18 protein-coding genes are annotated in these 16,542 nt (G+C 66.2%); 9 read left to right on the top strand and 9 right to left on the bottom strand.

Annotated features, from left to right (window positions below):
- Positions 1–20 precede the first annotated feature (20 nt).
- The 4 genes from GM672_RS17630 to GM672_RS17615 all read right to left on the bottom strand — a co-directional run bounded on the left by GM672_RS17630 (position 21) and on the right by GM672_RS17615 (position 4,016).
- Positions 21–1,007, bottom strand: a complete 987-nt coding sequence (locus GM672_RS17630; RefSeq protein ID WP_155471844.1) for an FHA domain-containing protein — start codon at positions 1,005–1,007, stop codon at positions 21–23.
- Positions 1,004–2,368, bottom strand: a complete 1,365-nt coding sequence (locus GM672_RS17625; RefSeq protein WP_155471843.1) for a S1 family peptidase — start codon at positions 2,366–2,368, stop codon at positions 1,004–1,006. Before GM672_RS17625 ends, GM672_RS17630 begins: the two co-directional genes overlap by 4 nt.
- Positions 2,369–2,500: 132 nt before the next feature.
- On the bottom strand, positions 2,501–3,148 hold the full coding sequence (gene ribA / locus GM672_RS17620) for a GTP cyclohydrolase II (RefSeq protein WP_155471842.1): 648 nt from the start codon (positions 3,146–3,148) through the stop codon (positions 2,501–2,503).
- Positions 3,149–3,314: 166 nt separating this feature from the next.
- A complete protein-coding gene (locus GM672_RS17615) occupies positions 3,315–4,016 on the bottom strand; it encodes a pirin family protein (protein ID WP_155471841.1) in 702 nt (233 codons plus the stop codon).
- 152 nt (positions 4,017–4,168) lie between these two features.
- Between GM672_RS17615 and GM672_RS17610 the strand changes: the two genes are divergently transcribed.
- From GM672_RS17610 to GM672_RS17600, 3 genes are all read left to right on the top strand, one after another.
- Positions 4,169–5,137 (top strand): LysR substrate-binding domain-containing protein, encoded by a 969-nt coding sequence (locus GM672_RS17610; protein WP_155471840.1) that lies wholly within the window; start codon positions 4,169–4,171, stop codon positions 5,135–5,137.
- A 100-nt stretch (positions 5,138–5,237) separates the two neighbouring features.
- Positions 5,238–6,200, top strand: coding sequence for an EAL and HDOD domain-containing protein (locus GM672_RS17605; RefSeq protein WP_155471839.1), 963 nt, complete (start codon positions 5,238–5,240; stop codon positions 6,198–6,200).
- Positions 6,193–8,325, top strand: coding sequence for a putative bifunctional diguanylate cyclase/phosphodiesterase (locus GM672_RS17600; RefSeq protein WP_155471838.1), 2,133 nt, complete (start codon positions 6,193–6,195; stop codon positions 8,323–8,325). Before GM672_RS17605 ends, GM672_RS17600 begins: the two co-directional genes overlap by 8 nt.
- A 139-nt stretch (positions 8,326–8,464) precedes the next feature.
- Here GM672_RS17600 and GM672_RS17595 read toward each other — a convergent pair whose 3' ends face one another.
- Positions 8,465–8,851, bottom strand: coding sequence for a KGG domain-containing protein (locus GM672_RS17595; RefSeq protein ID WP_155471837.1), 387 nt, complete (start codon positions 8,849–8,851; stop codon positions 8,465–8,467).
- A gap of 276 nt (positions 8,852–9,127) precedes the next feature.
- Between GM672_RS17595 and GM672_RS17590 the strand changes: the two genes are divergently transcribed.
- Complete coding sequence (locus GM672_RS17590) at positions 9,128–9,523, top strand: PPC domain-containing DNA-binding protein (RefSeq protein WP_155471836.1); 396 nt, start codon at positions 9,128–9,130, stop codon at positions 9,521–9,523.
- On the opposite strand, the gene GM672_RS17585 is transcribed toward GM672_RS17590, so the two are convergent.
- Positions 9,520–9,747 (bottom strand): DUF3820 family protein, encoded by a 228-nt coding sequence (locus GM672_RS17585; protein ID WP_155471858.1) that lies wholly within the window; start codon positions 9,745–9,747, stop codon positions 9,520–9,522. The two genes, GM672_RS17590 and GM672_RS17585, sit on opposite strands and share 4 nt — an antisense overlap.
- A gap of 100 nt (positions 9,748–9,847) precedes the next feature.
- Here GM672_RS17585 and GM672_RS17580 point away from each other — a divergent pair, with 100 nt between their 5' ends.
- On the top strand, positions 9,848–11,056 hold the full coding sequence (locus GM672_RS17580) for an MFS transporter (RefSeq protein WP_155471835.1): 1,209 nt from the start codon (positions 9,848–9,850) through the stop codon (positions 11,054–11,056).
- Positions 11,057–11,267: 211 nt separating this feature from the next.
- Here GM672_RS17580 and GM672_RS28955 read toward each other — a convergent pair whose 3' ends face one another.
- Together GM672_RS28955 and GM672_RS17570 are read right to left on the bottom strand one after the other, a co-directional pair.
- Entirely contained in the window at positions 11,268–11,873 is a 606-nt protein-coding gene (locus tag GM672_RS28955) for a PEP-CTERM sorting domain-containing protein (RefSeq protein WP_211517385.1), read from the bottom strand.
- A 134-nt stretch (positions 11,874–12,007) separates the two neighbouring features.
- Positions 12,008–12,901 (bottom strand): DJ-1/PfpI family protein, encoded by an 894-nt coding sequence (locus GM672_RS17570; RefSeq protein ID WP_170300121.1) that lies wholly within the window; start codon positions 12,899–12,901, stop codon positions 12,008–12,010.
- A gap of 82 nt (positions 12,902–12,983) precedes the next feature.
- Between GM672_RS17570 and GM672_RS17565 the strand changes: the two genes are divergently transcribed.
- The 4 genes from GM672_RS17565 (at position 12,984) to GM672_RS17550 (ending at position 16,030) form a co-directional block, all read left to right on the top strand.
- A complete protein-coding gene (locus tag GM672_RS17565) occupies positions 12,984–14,126 on the top strand; it encodes a sensor histidine kinase (RefSeq protein ID WP_170300120.1) in 1,143 nt (380 codons plus the stop codon).
- Positions 14,123–14,830, top strand: coding sequence for a LytR/AlgR family response regulator transcription factor (locus GM672_RS17560; RefSeq protein WP_155471832.1), 708 nt, complete (start codon positions 14,123–14,125; stop codon positions 14,828–14,830). Before GM672_RS17565 ends, GM672_RS17560 begins: the two co-directional genes overlap by 4 nt.
- Before the next feature lie 102 nt (positions 14,831–14,932).
- A complete protein-coding gene (locus GM672_RS17555; protein ID WP_155471831.1) occupies positions 14,933–15,427 on the top strand; it encodes a nuclear transport factor 2 family protein in 495 nt (164 codons plus the stop codon).
- Positions 15,428–15,583: 156 nt separating this feature from the next.
- Positions 15,584–16,030, top strand: coding sequence for a RidA family protein (locus tag GM672_RS17550; protein ID WP_155471830.1), 447 nt, complete (start codon positions 15,584–15,586; stop codon positions 16,028–16,030).
- Positions 16,031–16,191: 161 nt separating this feature from the next.
- Here GM672_RS17550 and GM672_RS17545 read toward each other — a convergent pair whose 3' ends face one another.
- Positions 16,192–16,518 carry a DUF3861 domain-containing protein gene (locus tag GM672_RS17545; RefSeq protein WP_155471829.1) on the bottom strand — a complete coding sequence of 109 codons (327 nt, stop codon included), beginning with the start codon at positions 16,516–16,518 and terminating at the stop codon, positions 16,192–16,194.
- Positions 16,519–16,542 lie beyond the last annotated feature (24 nt).

Raw genomic sequence — 16,542 nt, 5'->3', positions numbered from 1 at the left:
TCGCCTGCCCGGCATGCCGTTCAGTCGTCCTCGCCTTCCTCGCCGTCGTCGCCGTTTTCGACGGCGCGCTGGCGGTCGGCATCGGCAACGGCGCGCAGGCGGGCGGCGTCCTGCATGAAATCGTCGACGCTGCCGTCGCGGCTCTGGCGGATTTCCGGCGGCAGCAGCACGGACATGTAGGGTTCGTCGCCGGCGTGGCCGTTGGTCTGCAGGTTGTTCATCAGGATCAGGCCCGAGCCCAGGCCCAGCAGCAGCGAGCAGGCCAGCAGCAGCCGGCGCGTGGGGAAGTGCGGCCGGATCGTGCGCAGGTGAAAGTACACCATGCCGCAGACGATCAGGGTCGTCACGTGGTTGCCGTAGCGGGTGAAGGCTTCGGCCGACCAGGCGAAGCCCAGCACGGCCGAAATGGTCTTCCACGCGCCGATGGCGATCAGGCCTGAACCGAGGATGAACAGGTGGCGGCCCAGCCGCGCGTGGCCGGCGAACAGGCGGTTCACCAGGGCCCACACACCGCTCCATACGAGGCCCGCGCCGATGCCCGCCGCGATGGTCTGCAGGTAGCGGATGGCCTGGAACGATTCCGTGTCCGACAGGGCCTGCTCGACGCCGACGAACAGCGCGACCAGGGCCAGGCCGGCGAGGGCGGGAACGCCGCCTTCCCACGCGTGCATGGTGGTGTCGGTCAGTTCGGGTTCAACGGGGAAGCCGGCGTCGCGCACGCGCACGCGCGTGTGGCCCAGGCGCACGACCGTGGTGCCGTCCAGCGGCACGCTCTGCTGGCGCCGGCCGTGCAGCACGATGCCGTTGCGGCTGCCCACGTCGCGCAGCACGAGCAGGCCGTCGGCATCGCGTTCCAGCACGGCGTGGTACGGGGCCGTGTGGGCGTCGTCGAGGATGACGTCGTTGTCGTAGCCGCGTCCCAGGGTGGCGGGCAGCGTGTCGCAGCGCTGGCGCGACAGCACGTCGCCGTTGCGCGCCAGGACTTCGACGAAGCACGGGCCGCTCATCGGGCATCCTCGCGCGCCAGCGCATCGAGGAAGGCGCGCGTGGTGCGCAGGCCGTTGGCGTAGGAGACGCCGCGCGCGTCGAGGCGGCTTTGCAGGTTCATGCGCGCGTCGTCCGTGCTGGCCGTCAGCACGGTGAAGTCGTACAGGCCGGCGAACTTGCGGTAGGCGCGTACGCACATGACTGCGCGCATCGGCAGGCTGCGGTTCTTGATGAAGTGTTCCGTGCAGGTGGGGCCCGTCAGGCGCGTGTCCGTGTGGCTGCCCAGCGACTCGTTCTTGAACGAGGCGGACGACAGCTGGCTGAAGCGGATCCGGTCCAGCCCCGTGCTGCGCATGAACTGGTGGCGGATGCCGATGGCGCCCGTCTGCAGGGTGTTCGACACGAAGATGGCCGACTCCATTGCGCAACTGGTGTTGTCCACCGCGTAGGGCTTCTCGCCACGCGCGTTCGCCTGCGCATTCGACTGGCCCCAGCAGCGCATCTGTTCGGACTCGCGCACGGGCACCTGGTAGGGGCCCATCGCCTTCAGGGTCAGCGGGCCGGCCAGCAGCTGGTCGACCATGGCCTTCTGGTGCGTCAGCAACTGCTGCGTGACGACGGCCGTGAAGTCGGCCGGGGGCTTGCTGTCGGACTTCACGCGCGCAAGCAGCTGCTGGGCATAGCGGATCGGCACGAGGAAGCTGACCAGTTCACCATCGAGCCGCTTCGACACGTTTACGCCGGCCACTTCGCCGTCGGCCGTGACGGCCGGGCCGCCGCTCATGCCCGAGTTGATCGGGCCGGAGAACAGCAGCTGCTCGTAGAAGGTGCGCGAGATGACGCCGTTGTAGGCCCCTTCGGAAATGGCGAAGCCCAGGTCGAGCGGATTGCCCAGCGAGTACAGGTACTGGCCTTGCGCCAGCTTGACGGGCCCTTCGGGCACCTTGAAGAAACCGGTGCCGTAGCGGTTCACGCGCACCACGGCCAGGTCGTGCAGCACGTCGACGGCCAGCAGTTCGATGTTGCCGCGCTGGCCGGCCGTGTCGACCCACTCGCCCGTGTAGGTTTCCGGATCGAGCGCGAACTGCGACACCACGTGGTAATTCGTCAGCACGAGGTTCGATGTGCCGACCAAAAAGCCCGAGCCGACGGACGACTGCGTGCGGCCGCTGCGCAGCAGGGAGCGCACCTGCAGCAGGTCGGCCTTGGCGGCGGAGTACAGTTTCTGCGCAGCGGACGACGGGGGCGGCAGGGCGGCGTTCTGGGACTGCGCAGCCGGCGCGGGTGCGCCCTGGCCGGCGGCGGGCGGCGTGGGCGCGCCGAGGGCGGCACCGGTACAACCCAGCAAGGTCAACGTGGAGGCAAGCCTGGTAAGTTTCATGCAGTCCCTTTGAATCGATCCGGAACAGTGTACCGCATGAAACTTGTCGGACAACAGGGGCGGGAATGCAAAGGCACGTAAAGGCGGCCCCGTGACGGCAGCCCTTAAGCGCGCTTTAAGCCGGCGCCCGTGTTACTGCTCGCCGTCCGTTGTCGCGGTGGCAACGACCGGCGTCATCATGTGGCCCAGTTTCAGGGCCTTCGTGTTCAGGTAGTGCTGGTTGAAGACATTGCGGTTCACCAGCAGCGGCACGCGCTCGGCCACCGGTACGCCCAGCTTTTCCATTGCCGCGATCTTGCGGGGATTGTTCGTCATCAGGCGCAGGCTCTGCACGCCGAACTGGTGCAGCATGGGCGCCACCAGCTCATAGCTGCGCTGGTCCGGCTTGAAGCCCAGCTGCTCGTTCGCCTGCACCGTATCGGCGCCCGCTTCCTGCAGGCGGTAGGCGCGCATCTTGTTCAACAGGCCGATACCGCGGCCTTCCTGGCGCAGATACAGCAGCACGCCCCGGCCTTCGGCGGCGATGCGCCGCAAGGCGCCCTCGAGCTGGGCGCCGCAGTCGCAGCGCTGGGAAAACAGCACGTCGCCCGTCAGGCATTCGCTGTGCACCCGTGCCAGCACGGGCGCGCCGTCGCCGATATCGCCCAGCACCATGGCCAGGTGCTCCTTGCCTGTCGAATGCTCGACAAAGGCATGCAAGGTGAATTCGGCCCACGGAGTCGGCAGCGCGCAGGAAGTGACGTAATCGAGGTCGGCGGCTGCGGCGGGGGCGGATTGCATGGTGTGCTCTTTTCGAAGGTTCCAGAGGTCATAACGGGTGCGCCGTGACTGCGGCGCACCCGTCATCATAACAAATTTACCGGCGGGCATTGGAGGCCCGCCTCGGTACGGGAAGCCGATACCGCGATGCATGGGCAGCACGATATCGGCGATCCGGAACGTCGGCTCAGTAGGGTAAATCAAACACCAGCACCTCGGCCGCCTCGGCCTGGCCCAGGCTGACTGCCGTCTCGCCAGTCACCTTCAGCGCGTCGCCGCCGGCCAGCGCGGTGCCGTTGACGGTGACGCTGCCGCGGATCACATGCACATACGCGGTGCGGCCGGCGGCCAGGGTGTGCGTCACGGCATCGGCGCCGTTCAGGATGGTGGCGAAGATCGACGCATCCTGATGGATCAGCACGGAGCCGTCGCGGCCGTCGCTGGAGGCGATCAGGCGCAGCTGGCCAGCCTTGCTTTCCGGCGTGAAGTGCTTCTCCTCGTAGCCTGGCGTTACACCTGCCTGGTTGGGCTGGACCCAGATCTGCAGGAAGTGCACGCCTTCCGTTTTCGAGTGGTTGAACTCGCTGTGACGCACGCCGGTGCCGGCCGTCATCCTTTGCACGTCGCCGTAATGCAGTACCGAGCCGTTGCCCATGCTGTCCTGGTGCTCCAGCGCGCCTTCCAGCACATACGAGATGATTTCCATGTCGCGGTGGCCGTGGGTGCCGAAGCCCTGGCCGGGGGCCACGCGGTCTTCGTTGATGACGAGCAGGGGGCCGAAACCGGTATGCTCTTCGTCGTAATAGCTGCCGAAGGAGAAGGTGTGGCGCGATTTCAGCCAGCCGTGATTGGCCAGGCCGCGGTCGTCGGATTTGCGTACTTGGATCATGATGAGCTCCTTTATGTTTGGTTTGTGCGACAATTTCGAATGCTTCGTTTCGGGCTTTTTTTCGTATTGCCGCCCCGATGAAAGAAGTATATGCCCCTCTCTCCGAATTAAAAAACGGAAAAATTACCGCTCCATTATCGAAAAATTCGAACATGCTTAGACTGAGCCTTGAAGCCCTGCAGATCGTCGACGCCATCGACCGGCGCGGCTCGTTTTCCGCCGCCGGCAAGGAGTTGCACCGGGTGCCGTCGACGATTTCCTATACGGTCGGCAAGCTGGAGGACGACCTGGGTGTGCAGGTCTTCGAGCGCAACGGCCCCCGCGTCGAGTTGACCCGCGCCGGGCGCGAATTGCTGAAGGAAGGACGCTACCTGCTCAAGGCGGCCCAGGACCTGGAACACCGTGTGCGGCGGGTGGCGTCCGGCTGGGAGACGGAACTGGCCATCGGCCACGACTCGATGTTTTCCAGCCTGGCCTTCGATGCCGATATCCGTGCCTTCTATGGCGTGGCCCAGCAGACCCGGCTGCGTATCGTTCGCGAAGCCCTGTCCGGCACGTGGGAAGCACTGCTGGACCGGCGCGTCGACCTGGTGGTGGGCGCGCCCGGCGACGGCCCGGCCGGCGGCGGCTACGTGTCCCAGCCCATCGGCAGCCTGCGCTGGGTGTTCGCCGTGGCGCCTGGCCATCCGCTGGCGGCACTGCCGGGGCCCCTGGGCCGCAACGACCTGCAGCACTACCGCGCCATCGTCATGGCCGACTCGGCCCGGCAGATGGCGCCCCGCACGGTCGGCTTGTTGCTAGGGCAGGACACCTTGACGGTGCCGGACATGACGTCGAAGCTGCAATACCAGCTGGCCGGCCTGGGCTTCGGCTTCCTGCCCGAGCCCTGTGCCCGCGCGGCCATCGCGGCCGGGCTGCTGGTGGAAAAGGCGGTGGAGGAACCGAAGCCGGACGAAACGTTCTATCTGGCGTGGCGCACGGGCGAAGGGGGCGCGGCACTGAACTGGTGGCTGGAGCGCATGCGCCGCCCCATGTTGTTCGACCGATTGTGCCTGCATCTGCCCCAATCCTTGCCGCACCACGTGCCACTTGCGACAACGCAAGATTTGCACGATATTTAGGCAAGTGATGCCTGGAAACTATTGACTGTTGCCAACAGTTTAGGAGTACCATAGGGTTCCCGGCGCGCTGCGCCTGCCTCTTTCCTGCCGAACCCGCCCGATGAATACAAGTCCCGTTTTTCTGCAATTGCTGGCTGACCGCCTCGGCAAGCCGGCGGCGCTGGTGCTGTGCACGGGCGGGCAGGGCGCACCGGAAGCGTTGCCGCCGGCGCTGACGGCCCTCGCCGGCCAGTTGCCCTGCCACTACCGCACGGGCGTGCCGGCGGCGCTGGCCGATGCCTTGGGCAGCGCCGGCTGGGTGCGCCTGACGGGCACCACCGTGTTGCAGGCCGAGGCCGCGCTGCCCGCCGCGGTTCCGGCCGGCATCGCCTATATCGGCGGCGACTGGCCACTGGCGCCACCGCCGAAGCCGGTCGGCCAGCAGGCCGCGTCGCGGGCACTGGCCCTGCAGCTGGTGCAGCTGGTCAGCAACGACGCCGATACCCATGAAATCGAAGCGCTGCTGCGGCGCGACCCCACCTTGTCGTATCACCTGCTGCGCCTCGTCAATTCCCTGCGCAGCGGCGGCGCGGCCGTGGGGCGCAAGGTCACCAGCTTCTCGCAGGCCATCCTGATCCTGGGCCGTCAGCAGTTGCGCCGCTGGCTGAACCTGATGCTGTTCGCTTCGCGCGAGGGCGACGTGCGCTCGCCGATGCTGCTGGCCCGGGTGTCCGTACGGGCGCGGCTGATGGAACTGCTGGCGCGTGCGGCGGGCCTGGACAAGCAGCACCAGGAGCAGGCCTTCATGTCCGGCATGTTTTCGCTGCTGGGTGTGCTGTTCGGCAGCCCGCTGCCCCAGGTGCTGGCGCCGCTGGCGCTGGCCGATGCCGTGCAGCGGGCATTGCTGGAGCGCACGGGCGAACTGGGCACCTTGCTGGCCCTGGTGGAAGCGGCCGAGCGGGGCGAGTTCGACGCCGTCGCGGCCGGCCTGGAATCGGTGCAGCTGGACGGCGACGAGTTCAACGCGCTGGTGGGCGACGCCTATGCGTGGATGCTGAGCGTGACGGGCAAACGCGATGCATGAGCCGGAAATCGATCAGTGCCTGAGCCTGGTGCGGGCCGCGCGCGGCCAGCAGGGCGAGGCATTGGCGCAGACCCTGGCCCAGCTGGAGGCGGCGCTGATGGCACAAACGGCGGCGACCGCGCCGGCTGCCGCGATGGAGCTGGACCTGGCCGGCTACGTGACGGGCTGGAATCCTGGCGCCGAGCAGATGTTCGGCTACACGGCCGACGAGGCACTCGGCCAGCACGTGTTGTTCCTGTACGTGGACGACGACGAGGCCGGCAATATCGCCGAGCTGGTGCTGGAATCGGGCAGTGCCGTGACGGATGTGCGGCGGCGCCGCAAATCGGGCGAAGTGATCTGGGTACGGCTGTCGATCGCGCTGGCCTGCGACGACAGCGGCGAACCCTGCGGCATGCAGGTGCGGCTGGCGCGAGTGAACCAGGGCCTGTCGCTGCAGGAAAAAACCAGCCTGCACGCCCGCATCATCGAGGACAGCGACCAGGGCGTCCTGATCACGGACGCCAACGAGCGCATCGTGTCGATCAACGGCGCCTTCACGCGCATCACGGGCTACACGATGGCCGAGGCAATCGGCCAGACACCGGACCTGCTGCGCTCGGGCGTGCACGACGCCGACCTGCGCGCCCAGGTGCGTTCGGCCATGCAGGGCGCGGGGCCATGGCGAGGTGAGATCGTCGGCCGGCGCAAGAATGGCGAGCTGTTCCCCCAGTCCGTCACGATCAGCGCCGTGCGCGACGAACGGGGCCGCATCAGCCATACCTTCTCGCTGTTTTCCGATATCAGCCGCCACAAGGCCGTCGAAGCGCGCATGCAGAAGATGGCGAACTACGACGCACTGACTGGCCTGCCGAACCAGGGCCTGCTGACCCAGCTGCTGGGCCAGGCCATGACGGAGGCGCGCCGCACGCGTACGCACGGCGCCGTGCTCGTCGTGGAAGTGGGGCGCCTCGGTTCCATCAGCGACACCTTGGGCCATGAAGTGGGCAATGCGCTGCTGGTGGAAGTGGCGCGGCTGCTGCGCGCCACCTTGCGCGAGGGCGACCTGCTGGCGCGGCTGGACGGCGGCAAGTTCGCCATCGGCCTGTTGCACGTGGAAAAGCGCGAGCATGCCGCGCTGGTGGCGCGCAAGCTGATCGACAGCCTGGCCGCGCCCATCGTCACGGGCCCGCACTCGCTGCAGGTGGGCACGCACGTGGGCATCGCCGTCTACCCGGACGACGCGGCCGACCCGGAAACGCTGCTGCGCGGCGCCGACGTGGCGTCGAGCCGGGCCGGGCGCACCCACGAGCCGGCCCTGCTGTTCTTCAGCGAGGAAATGAACCAGCGCGCCAAGGAACACCTGCGCATCGAAAGCGAGCTGCGCGACGCACTGGCGAACGACGAGCTGATGCTGTACTACCAGCCCAAGGTCAGCCTGCGCAGCGGCCGCATCGTCGGCGCCGAGGCGCTGCTGCGCTGGCGCCATCCCGTGCGGGGCCTCGTGTCGCCGGGCGTGTTCATTCCCGTGGCCGAAGAGACGGGCCTGATCACGGAACTGGGCAACTGGGTGGTGGAAGAGGCCTGCCGCCAGATCCGCCAGTGGCGCGACGCCAATGTCATCATGCCGCCCGTGGCCGTCAACCTGTCGGCCAGGCAGTTCGACCGCGGCCTGCCGCAGCGGATGGGGCAGGTGCTGGAGCAGTACCAGGTCCACCCCGAACAGCTGATGCTGGAGATCACGGAAAGCCTGCTGGTGCGGGGCGCCGACAGCGTCATCGCCATCATGAACGAGCTGGTGGCGATGGGCCTGGCGCTGGCGCTGGACGATTTCGGCACCGGCTATTCCAGCCTGGCCTACCTGAAGAAATTCCCCATCAGCACCCTGAAGATCGACCGTGCCTTCGTCGTCGGCCTGCCGCACGAGCAGAACGACTGCGCCATCGCCCGCGCCATCGTCACGATGGGGCAGCAGCTGCGCCAGGAAATTGTCGCCGAAGGGGTGGAAACGATGGAGCAGATGCACTTCTTGCGCGAGCTGGGCTGCGACCAGCTGCAAGGCTACCTGTTCAGCCAACCCGTCCCTGCCGCCGATTTCGAACGCATGCTGCGCGAAGGCCGGCGGCTGTCCTTCACGGGGCCATAGCCGAGTCTGTGTCAACATCGGGGTCAGGCACGAATGTCGACACGAAGCCAATGGTAGAACAAAGCAAAAGCCGCTCTCGCGAGCGGCTTTGTCGTTCCCCGTCCACGCCGGGGATCAGGCTTGGGGCGCTGCCCTTTGCTCAGCGCTTGTCGTCGTTTTTGTGGCTTTGCCGACCGGCCTGGGCGTGCTGTTCCGGCGTACCGCCGCGGGTACCACCGCTGCCGCCCGTGTTGCCGCCGCTGCTGGCCGCGTTGCCGCCGCCACCGCCGGAGCCTTGCGAGCCGCTTTGACGGTTGCCGTCGTTCTTGTGGCTCATGCTGCCGGCTTTACGGGCTTCCTCGGACGTGAACTCGTGAGCATTGCCGGATGCGTGTGCGGCACGGCCGCCTTCGCTGGCGATTTCGCGCTGCCGCTGCGGATCCATCGAGGCGAACCCGCGATTGCTGGTGTCGCCGCTCTGCTTGCTCCCCTTGTTGCCGCCCTGGTTGTTGCCGCCCTGATTACCGCCTTGGTTCGATGATGCCATGGTGATCTCCTTGTATGATGAGGACATTGCAGTCCTTTACGACCTGCAGGTCTGCTGGCCTGGCACCCGCTTGTCAAGGTGCGCGTCATGTAAAGGAGTGCTCATCTTAGGCCCCCCGGTTGGGCATTTTTATAAGAGCGAAGGAGGGTGGTTTGTAGGACAAACACCCACCAGAAAGTAACACAGCAGTGGCTTTATTTCACATTTTGAAGAGCTGTTGTGGCCCGACAATTTGTCACCGTTGCAGGTGATTGAATCCATTCAAGAATCCCAGCCATGCAAGCCTTACCCTTGAGATTGGCCCCCGGCGACGACCTGCGCGCCGCTATCGAGGCGGCCGTGCGGGTGCACGGTGCCGGCGCGGCCTTTGTCCTGCAGGGCATTGGCAGCCTCTCCGTGGCACGGCTGCGCTACGCCGGCCGGCCGCTGCCGACCGAGCTCGCCGGCGACCTGGAAATCCTGACCCTGGCCGGCACCGTTTCGCCGGACGGCGCCCACCTGCACATGAGCGTTGCGGGGCCCGATGGCGCGGTGTTGGGCGGACACGTGGCACCGGGCTGCATCGTCCGCACCACCGCCGAGCTGTTGATCGCACTGCTGGCTGGGCACGCCTTTGCCCGCGAGCTCGACCTCGCCACGGGCTACCCGGAGCTGGCGATCCGGCGGCTCTAGCGCAGCCCGGACCGTCCCTGGCGCAGCGGATCGAGCAGGCCGCGCAAGTCGTTGTGGTCGAGTTCGTACATCAGCGCCAGCAGCGCGCCCAGCTCGCCTTTCGGAAAGCCGGCACCGGCCATCCAGCCCAGATAGTGACCCGGCAGGTCGGCCAGCTTGCGGCCCTTGTATTTACCGTAAGGCATTTCACGGGTCAGCAGTTGCTGAAGGGCGTCGCTGTTCATCATTGTTGAATTGAGTTCAAATATGTTCTGTCCAGCCCGGGCTTTTTCGAAGGAATAAAAGCCGGGATACTGCATGGCTTCCACTTTACCAGGAGTCGCCATGCCCCTTGCCTTGCTGGCGCTGACCATCAGCGCGTTTGCCATCGGCACGACCGAATTCGTCATCGTCGGCCTGCTGCCCACCATTGCCGCCGACCTCGGCGTCACCCTTCCTTCGGCCGGCCTGCTGGTCAGCCTGTACGCCCTGGGCGTGGCCGTCGGCGCGCCCGTCTTGACGGCGCTGACGGGCAAGCTGCCCCGCAAGATCCTGCTGCTGTCCCTGATGGTGCTGTTCACCGCCGGCAACCTGATGGCCTGGCAGGCACCCGGCTACACATCGCTGGTGGCCGCCCGCATTCTGACGGGCCTGGCGCACGGCGTGTTCTTCTCGATCGGTTCCACCATTGCCACATCGCTGGTGCCGAAGGAAAAGGCAGCCAGTGCGATTGCCATCATGTTCACGGGCCTGACGGTGGCCCTCGTCACCGGCGTGCCGCTGGGCACCTTCATCGGCCAGCATTTCGGCTGGCGCGAAACCTTCCTGGCTGTCTCCAGCCTGGGCGTGCTCGCCTTTGTCGGCAGCCTGGTGTTCGTGCCCGCGTCGATCCGTCACACGCCGCCCGCCTCGCTATTGCAGCAGTTGCAGGTGCTGCGCCAGCCGCGCCTGCTGCTGGTGTACGCCATGACGGCCGTCGGCTACGGCGGCTCCTTCATCGCCTTCACCTACCTGGCGCCGATCCTGCAACGCCTGGGCGGCTTCGGTGAAAGCGCCGTGGGCGCCGTGATGCTGGTGTACGGTATTTCCGTCGCCATCGGCAATATCTGGGGTGGCAAGCTGGCCGACCGGCGCGGGCCCGTCAGCGCCCTGAAGATCATCTTCCTGGGCCTGGCGGCCGTGCTGCTGGTGCTGTCGTTCACGGCATCGAACCCGTGGCTGGTGGTGCTGACCGTGCTGGCCTGGGGCGCCGTTGCCTTCGGCAACGTGGCGGGCCTGCAGGTGTACGTCGTGCAGCAGGCCGAGCGCTTCGCGCCCCGCGCCGTCGATGTCGCCTCAGGCCTGAATATCGCCGCCTTCAACCTGGGCATCGCCGGCGGCGCCTGGGGCGGCGGCCATATCGTCGAGGAGCTGGGCCTGGTGCACACGGGCTGGATCGGCGCCCTGGTCGTGCTGGCCGCCTTCGGCCTGACGGCACTGTCCGGCCGGCTGGACCGGCTCGATCCCCGGCCGGCGGCGCTCAAGGGCAGTGGGGTGCGGGTGGCGGCGCACTGACAATCGATCCGGCAAGATGCCCGCGGCCGGCGCCGTATTTTCACTGGCCATCGCCACCAGGGGCGGAGCTGTCTCCGATCGGCGGCAAGCATCCTCGGCTTTCATGAAAAACGCCGCTTTGCAGCGGCGTTTTCTTCACTCCGTTTCGTCACCACGGGATACGCCCACGCAAGTCATCCGCGCGCCGGGTTCCCGCCGTGACTGGCTTTCTTCAGCGGCGGCGCTTGCGCGCGACGGCCGCGCCCATCAGCGCCAGGCCACCACCGAGCATCAGCCAGGTTTGCGGTTCCGGCACCGGGGCGGTCTGGAGGGTCAGCGTGAACTTTTCGGCCCCGATGTCGCCATACTCGTAACTTCCCAGGGAGAAGCGAACGTGGCCCTTCAGATCGAAGGTTTCCGGGGCGGCGAAGACGGGAACGATCGACCCTGTTGCGATGAACGCCCCGTCGAGGTTATTGGGAGCGTGCAGGTTGCCCGCGTTGGACATATCTACTTCAACTACGTCCGCAATCACGGCGAACGAGTTGGAGCCGGTGCCGTTCAGGTACGCCGTCATCGTGAACCCCGTCGCGACGACTCCCTCCGGAATGATGACGTTAAAATAAGTCGACGCGTTGCCAGCATGCCCCATGGTGGCAGCCGCGAACGAATCAAGCGAGATCACGGTTGCGGATGGGGATTGGGAAACAAGACTGATGCTCTGGCCGGCGGTCTGGGAAGTGACAAGCCAGTCGCCGAACTGCCACGTATCAGCAGCGCTGGCAGTTGGAGATGCGAGCACTGCGGCAGTTGCGAGCATGGATAAAAAAGCGCGCATTGGGTTCCTTGGGAAATGGTGGTAGCGGAAATGATGCCTTTAGCATAACACCTACTGCCACTCAAAAATCTCGCCAAAAGTCACGAGCGGTCGATCGGGTGCGCGTCGCGAAAACACGCTCCGCCTGGGCGTTCTCAACCGCCCAGGAAGCCCATCGGTCCCGCATCGAACGCCGTCTTGTGCTCGGCCATGCAGAAATAATAGGTCCTACGCCGGTAGGTGGACGTGGCGGCCGTGGCCTTGTCCACTTCCATCTCGCAGACGGGGCACAGCGGATGCGCGCCGCTTGCCGTGCGGCGCCGGGCATAGGCCCGGTTCGACATGGGATCGAGCCAGCCCTGGCCCTGGTATTCCAGCACATTGGCCGTATTGCGCGCCACGGTGCGACCGAAGTAGCGTTCCACCACGCGCAGCGCCAGGTCGATCCCCGAGGACAAGCCGCCCGCGCTGGCGAATTTTCCGGACTCGACGAAGCGGGCACCCCGCGCCAAATGGACATCCGGGAATTCCATGGCGAACTGCCTGAAGGATCCGTGGTGAGTGGTGGCGCGCTTGCCGGACAACAGCCCGGTTTTCGCAAGCACGAATGCGCCCGTGCACACCGACATCGTCAGCGCCGCCGTACGCGCCGCTTCCCTGATCCAGGCGATGGCTGCGGGGCTGGGCCCGCCTTGCGCGGGAATGACGACGATCTGGGGCGGCGGCGCCGTGGCGAAAGTGTATTCCGGCGTGATCGTCATGCTGCCCCCGGCCTTGATGGGCGCCGTCGTTTCGGCGACCGTGAACAGGCGGAACAGGGGCCCGTCGTCCCGCCCCGGAATCATCACGTTCTGGAACACCTCCCACGGCCCCGTGAAATCGATCAGCACGGCGCCGTCCGACAGCAGGAAAGCCACGTCGATCGGCCCTTGCGCAGGGGGCGCCAGCGCCGGCGCCACGGTCGCAGGCACGGCTGCGTCGCCGATGCGGGGAAGGGCGGCCATCAAGGCCGAGGCGGTGCTTGCACGGAAGAGGTCACGTCGATTCATGGTGGTCGTAGCGGTTGGTTGACAAGGCAACCAGTGTGTCATTGCCCTGCCGGCCATGCCAGGCGGCTCGCTGCACGGGGCCGTGCATTCGCTGCAAAGTGTTCCGAGGCAAGTTCGTTTCCTCTATGATTGCGCCATGACTTGGAGCAAGAATTTTTCTATACGCGACGGGTGGCCAACTGCATCGGTCGCCTGGCTTGCCATCGGGGTGTTCGACGGCCTGCAGACCGTGGTGTCGATGCATGCGATGGGCATGGAGCACGCCTGGGTGACACTGTTTTGCGTCACCGTGGTGTCCTGGGCACCTTGGGCCATGCTGACACCGGTGGCGCTGTACTTCCTGAGGCACCATCCCATTCCCACCAGGGCGGTGCTGCCGTGGCTCGTGCACGGCGCGGCGTGCCTGGCGATCTGGGCGCTCTGGGCCGCCTGGACATCGCTGCTCGAACACGTGACGAATCCTTATGCGTACCCGCAAGCGGACCCCTTGCTGCCGCTGCTCAAATCGAAACTGCTGGGCAACCTGCCCGGGACTGTCATGGTCTACGGCGCCGTTATCGTGCTGAGCATTACCTTCGAGACGCGCTCCCGGCTGTTGTTTCAGCAAGCGGCCAGCGCGCGGCTGTCCGAGTCGCTGGCACAATCGCAGCTGGCCGCGCTCAGGCTCCAGCTCGAACCCCATTTCATCTTCAATGCGCTCAACGCCATCACGGCGCTGATCCGGGAACAGCGCAATGGCGAAGCCGTCGACATGACGGCCGCGCTGGGCGACCTGCTGCGCCGCGTGACGGACCAGACGACGGGGCAGTTCGTCACGCTGGGGGAAGAGATCGATTTCCTGGGCAAATACCTGGGCATCCAGCAGATGCGCTTCGGCGCGCGGCTGCGCTGCCGCATCGACATCCCCGACGCGCTGATGACGGCCCAGGTGCCCGAGTTCATCCTCCAGCCGCTGGTGGAAAACGCCATCCAGCACGGCATCGCACAGCGCGGCAAGGGTGGCGCGCTGCGGGTCGCCGCCGCCAGCGACGGCGCGGTCCTGACCCTTCAGGTATTCAACGAAGGCCCGCTGCTGGCAGATCCCGTGCCGGCCGGCGTCGGTTTGTCCAATACGCGCCAGCGCCTGCACGCACTGTATGGGCACGCCCAGGCCCTGACCTTGCAAAACGACGGTACGGCGGGCGTGCTCGCCACCGTCGCGCTGCCTTACCGGATTGCCAGATGAGTGCCTTGCGGGCCGTGATCGTCGACGATGAACCGCTGGCGCGCCGCAACCTGGTGGCGCTGCTGGCGCAGGACCCTGCCATCGAGGTGGTGGCCCAGTGTGGCTGTGCCGAGGAAGCCATGGCGGCCCTGCCGGCGTGCCGGCCAGACCTCGTCTTCCTCGACATTGAAATGCCGGAATGCGACGGCTTCACCTTGCTCGAGCGCCTCGGTTCGGCGCCGGAATTTGCCATCGTCTTCGTCACGGCCCATCACCAGTTCGCGCTGAAGGCGTTCGAAGTGGGCGCGCTCGACTATATCCTGAAGCCCTTCGGTGACGCGCGCTTCTTCACGGTGCTGGCGCGGGTGAAGGCGCGCGTGGCGGGATCGGGAATGGGCCGCCGCTTCCTGGTCAGGAACGCCGGCACGCTCGATGTCGTGAAGTTCGCCGAAATCGATTGGGTCGAGGCCAGCGACTACTATTCGACCCTGCATGCGGGCGGGCGTGCCCACATGCTGCGCCGCAGCCTGACCGAGCTCGATGGCCTGCTGGCCGCGCACGGCTTTCGCCGCATACACCGCTCCGCCATCGTCAATCTCGACCGGATCGCCACGCTCGAGCTTCGTGCCGATGGCGAATACGAAGCGGTGCTGCGCACCGGCGAACGCCTGCGCATCAGCCGAAGCTACCGCAAGGCGATCCTCGACAGCCTGGGTGAGACCTAGCGTGGGCCAGCGCGCATGCGGGCGGCTTGCAGACTGCCGGGACGCGGCCGGTACTGCTATGATCGCTAGCGTGCTTGAGGTCCATGCCGAGGGGGATGTGTAATGAAAGTGCTGGCCGCTGTCCTGGTTTTCTTCGTGGTCCAGTCTCTGGGCTGCCACGCCGCCGCAGCGCAGTCATCGACCACGCGCAACGCGCCCGCCCGGAGTGCGACCGAGTCGGCGTTGATGGCGCTCGAAAAGCAGCGGGCCGACGCCATCGTGCAACGGGACATTCCGGCCCTGCAGCGCCTGATGGACCGCTACTATCGTCACGTGGAAAGCCGGGGCAGGGTTCGCAGCAAGACGGAGCTGCTGACCGCGCTGGAGCGGGGCGATTTCCGTTTCCAGACCTATTACAACGACACGGCGGAAATCCAGCTGCTCGATGGCGGCAAGACGGCCATCGTCGCCGGCGAGTTTCACAGCCAGGAGGAAGGCCGCAAGGTCTTCCATGGCCGGTATGTGCGCATCTGGGTGCTGCAGCGGGACGGCTGGAAAAACACTTTTCACCAGGGGACGGAGATCCGCGCCGCGGCCGACCGCAGCAGCTGCGACTAGCCGGCGCTCGCCCTACGCGGTCGGTTGCGGAAACCATCGGGAGAAAACCGCCTGCGCTGCATGAGGGAGGCGGCCCTGGGCCGGCAACGTTATCATCCACGGATCGGGCGGGCAGTGCGCCTGCCGCACCGTCACTTTCATGGAGGGCGAAACAGCATGCCAATCGAGAAAAAAGTCGAGAACTTCGGCGTAGCGTGGGAAGACCAGTACGGTTATGTGCAGGCCGTCCAGGTCAAGGACACGATCTATATTTCCGGCCAGTTGAGCCATGACGGCGAAGGCCGGCTGGTGGCGCCGGCCGACGTCGACGCCGCGGGCAAGCCCGTCGATTTTTCACAGATGGAAGCCCAGCTGCACCAGACCTACCTGAATGCCAAGGCCTTGCTGGCCCGCTACGGCGCAGGTCTGGACGACGTCGTCGAGGAAACCCTGTACGTGCTCGACGTGGACGCGGCCTTCGCCGCGGCGGGCAAGGTCCGGAAAGCCATGTACGGCGTCGACCAGCCGCAGTGCGCCAGCAACCTGATCGGCGTCTCGCGCCTGGCGTTTCCCGCCCAACTGGTGGAAGTGACCTTCCGGGCCGTGCTCGCCGGCCGTCCGTAGGGAACCGCTGATTTATTCATGGCGGCGATCTTCGCCGTGAGAAAACGCGCCCAGCTGCGCCACAAATGCCCCGCCATACCCTGGTATGACAGGGCATTTGCGTCTTGCTGGACACGTTTTTCAAGACGAATCTCATCCACCAGCAATAAATCAGCGATTCCCTAGCGCTGGTCCGTCACTCCGGCCCCAGGCGCGGTAGAGGCCGGGCCCTTCTTCAATTGCTTCATGAACTGCTGGAAATGCGGCTTGAAGGCGGCAAACAGGGGGTGGTCCTTCTGTTCCAGCATCACTTCGCTGAACAGCTTCAGGCCGACGGCAAACGACGTGGCGGACTGCTCGTCGAAGTCGCCCCGGCTGCGCATGCGGCGCACGATGGCGATGATGTCGTCGTGATTGCCCACTTCAAACTGCAGCGGCTCGTGGCTGGAACCGGCGCCGGCGGCGTCGGTCAGGTGTTCCAGGGTTACGCGGTAACGGTGCTGTTTCATGATGGCCTCCTTGGCTGTGCAGTA

The organism is Pseudoduganella buxea (assembly GCF_009720835.1).
GTDB lineage: Bacteria > Pseudomonadota > Gammaproteobacteria > Burkholderiales > Burkholderiaceae_D > Rugamonas > Rugamonas buxea.
Note: the sequence above shows the minus strand (reverse complement) of the source record. Positions and strands in the feature narration are given on the sequence as shown.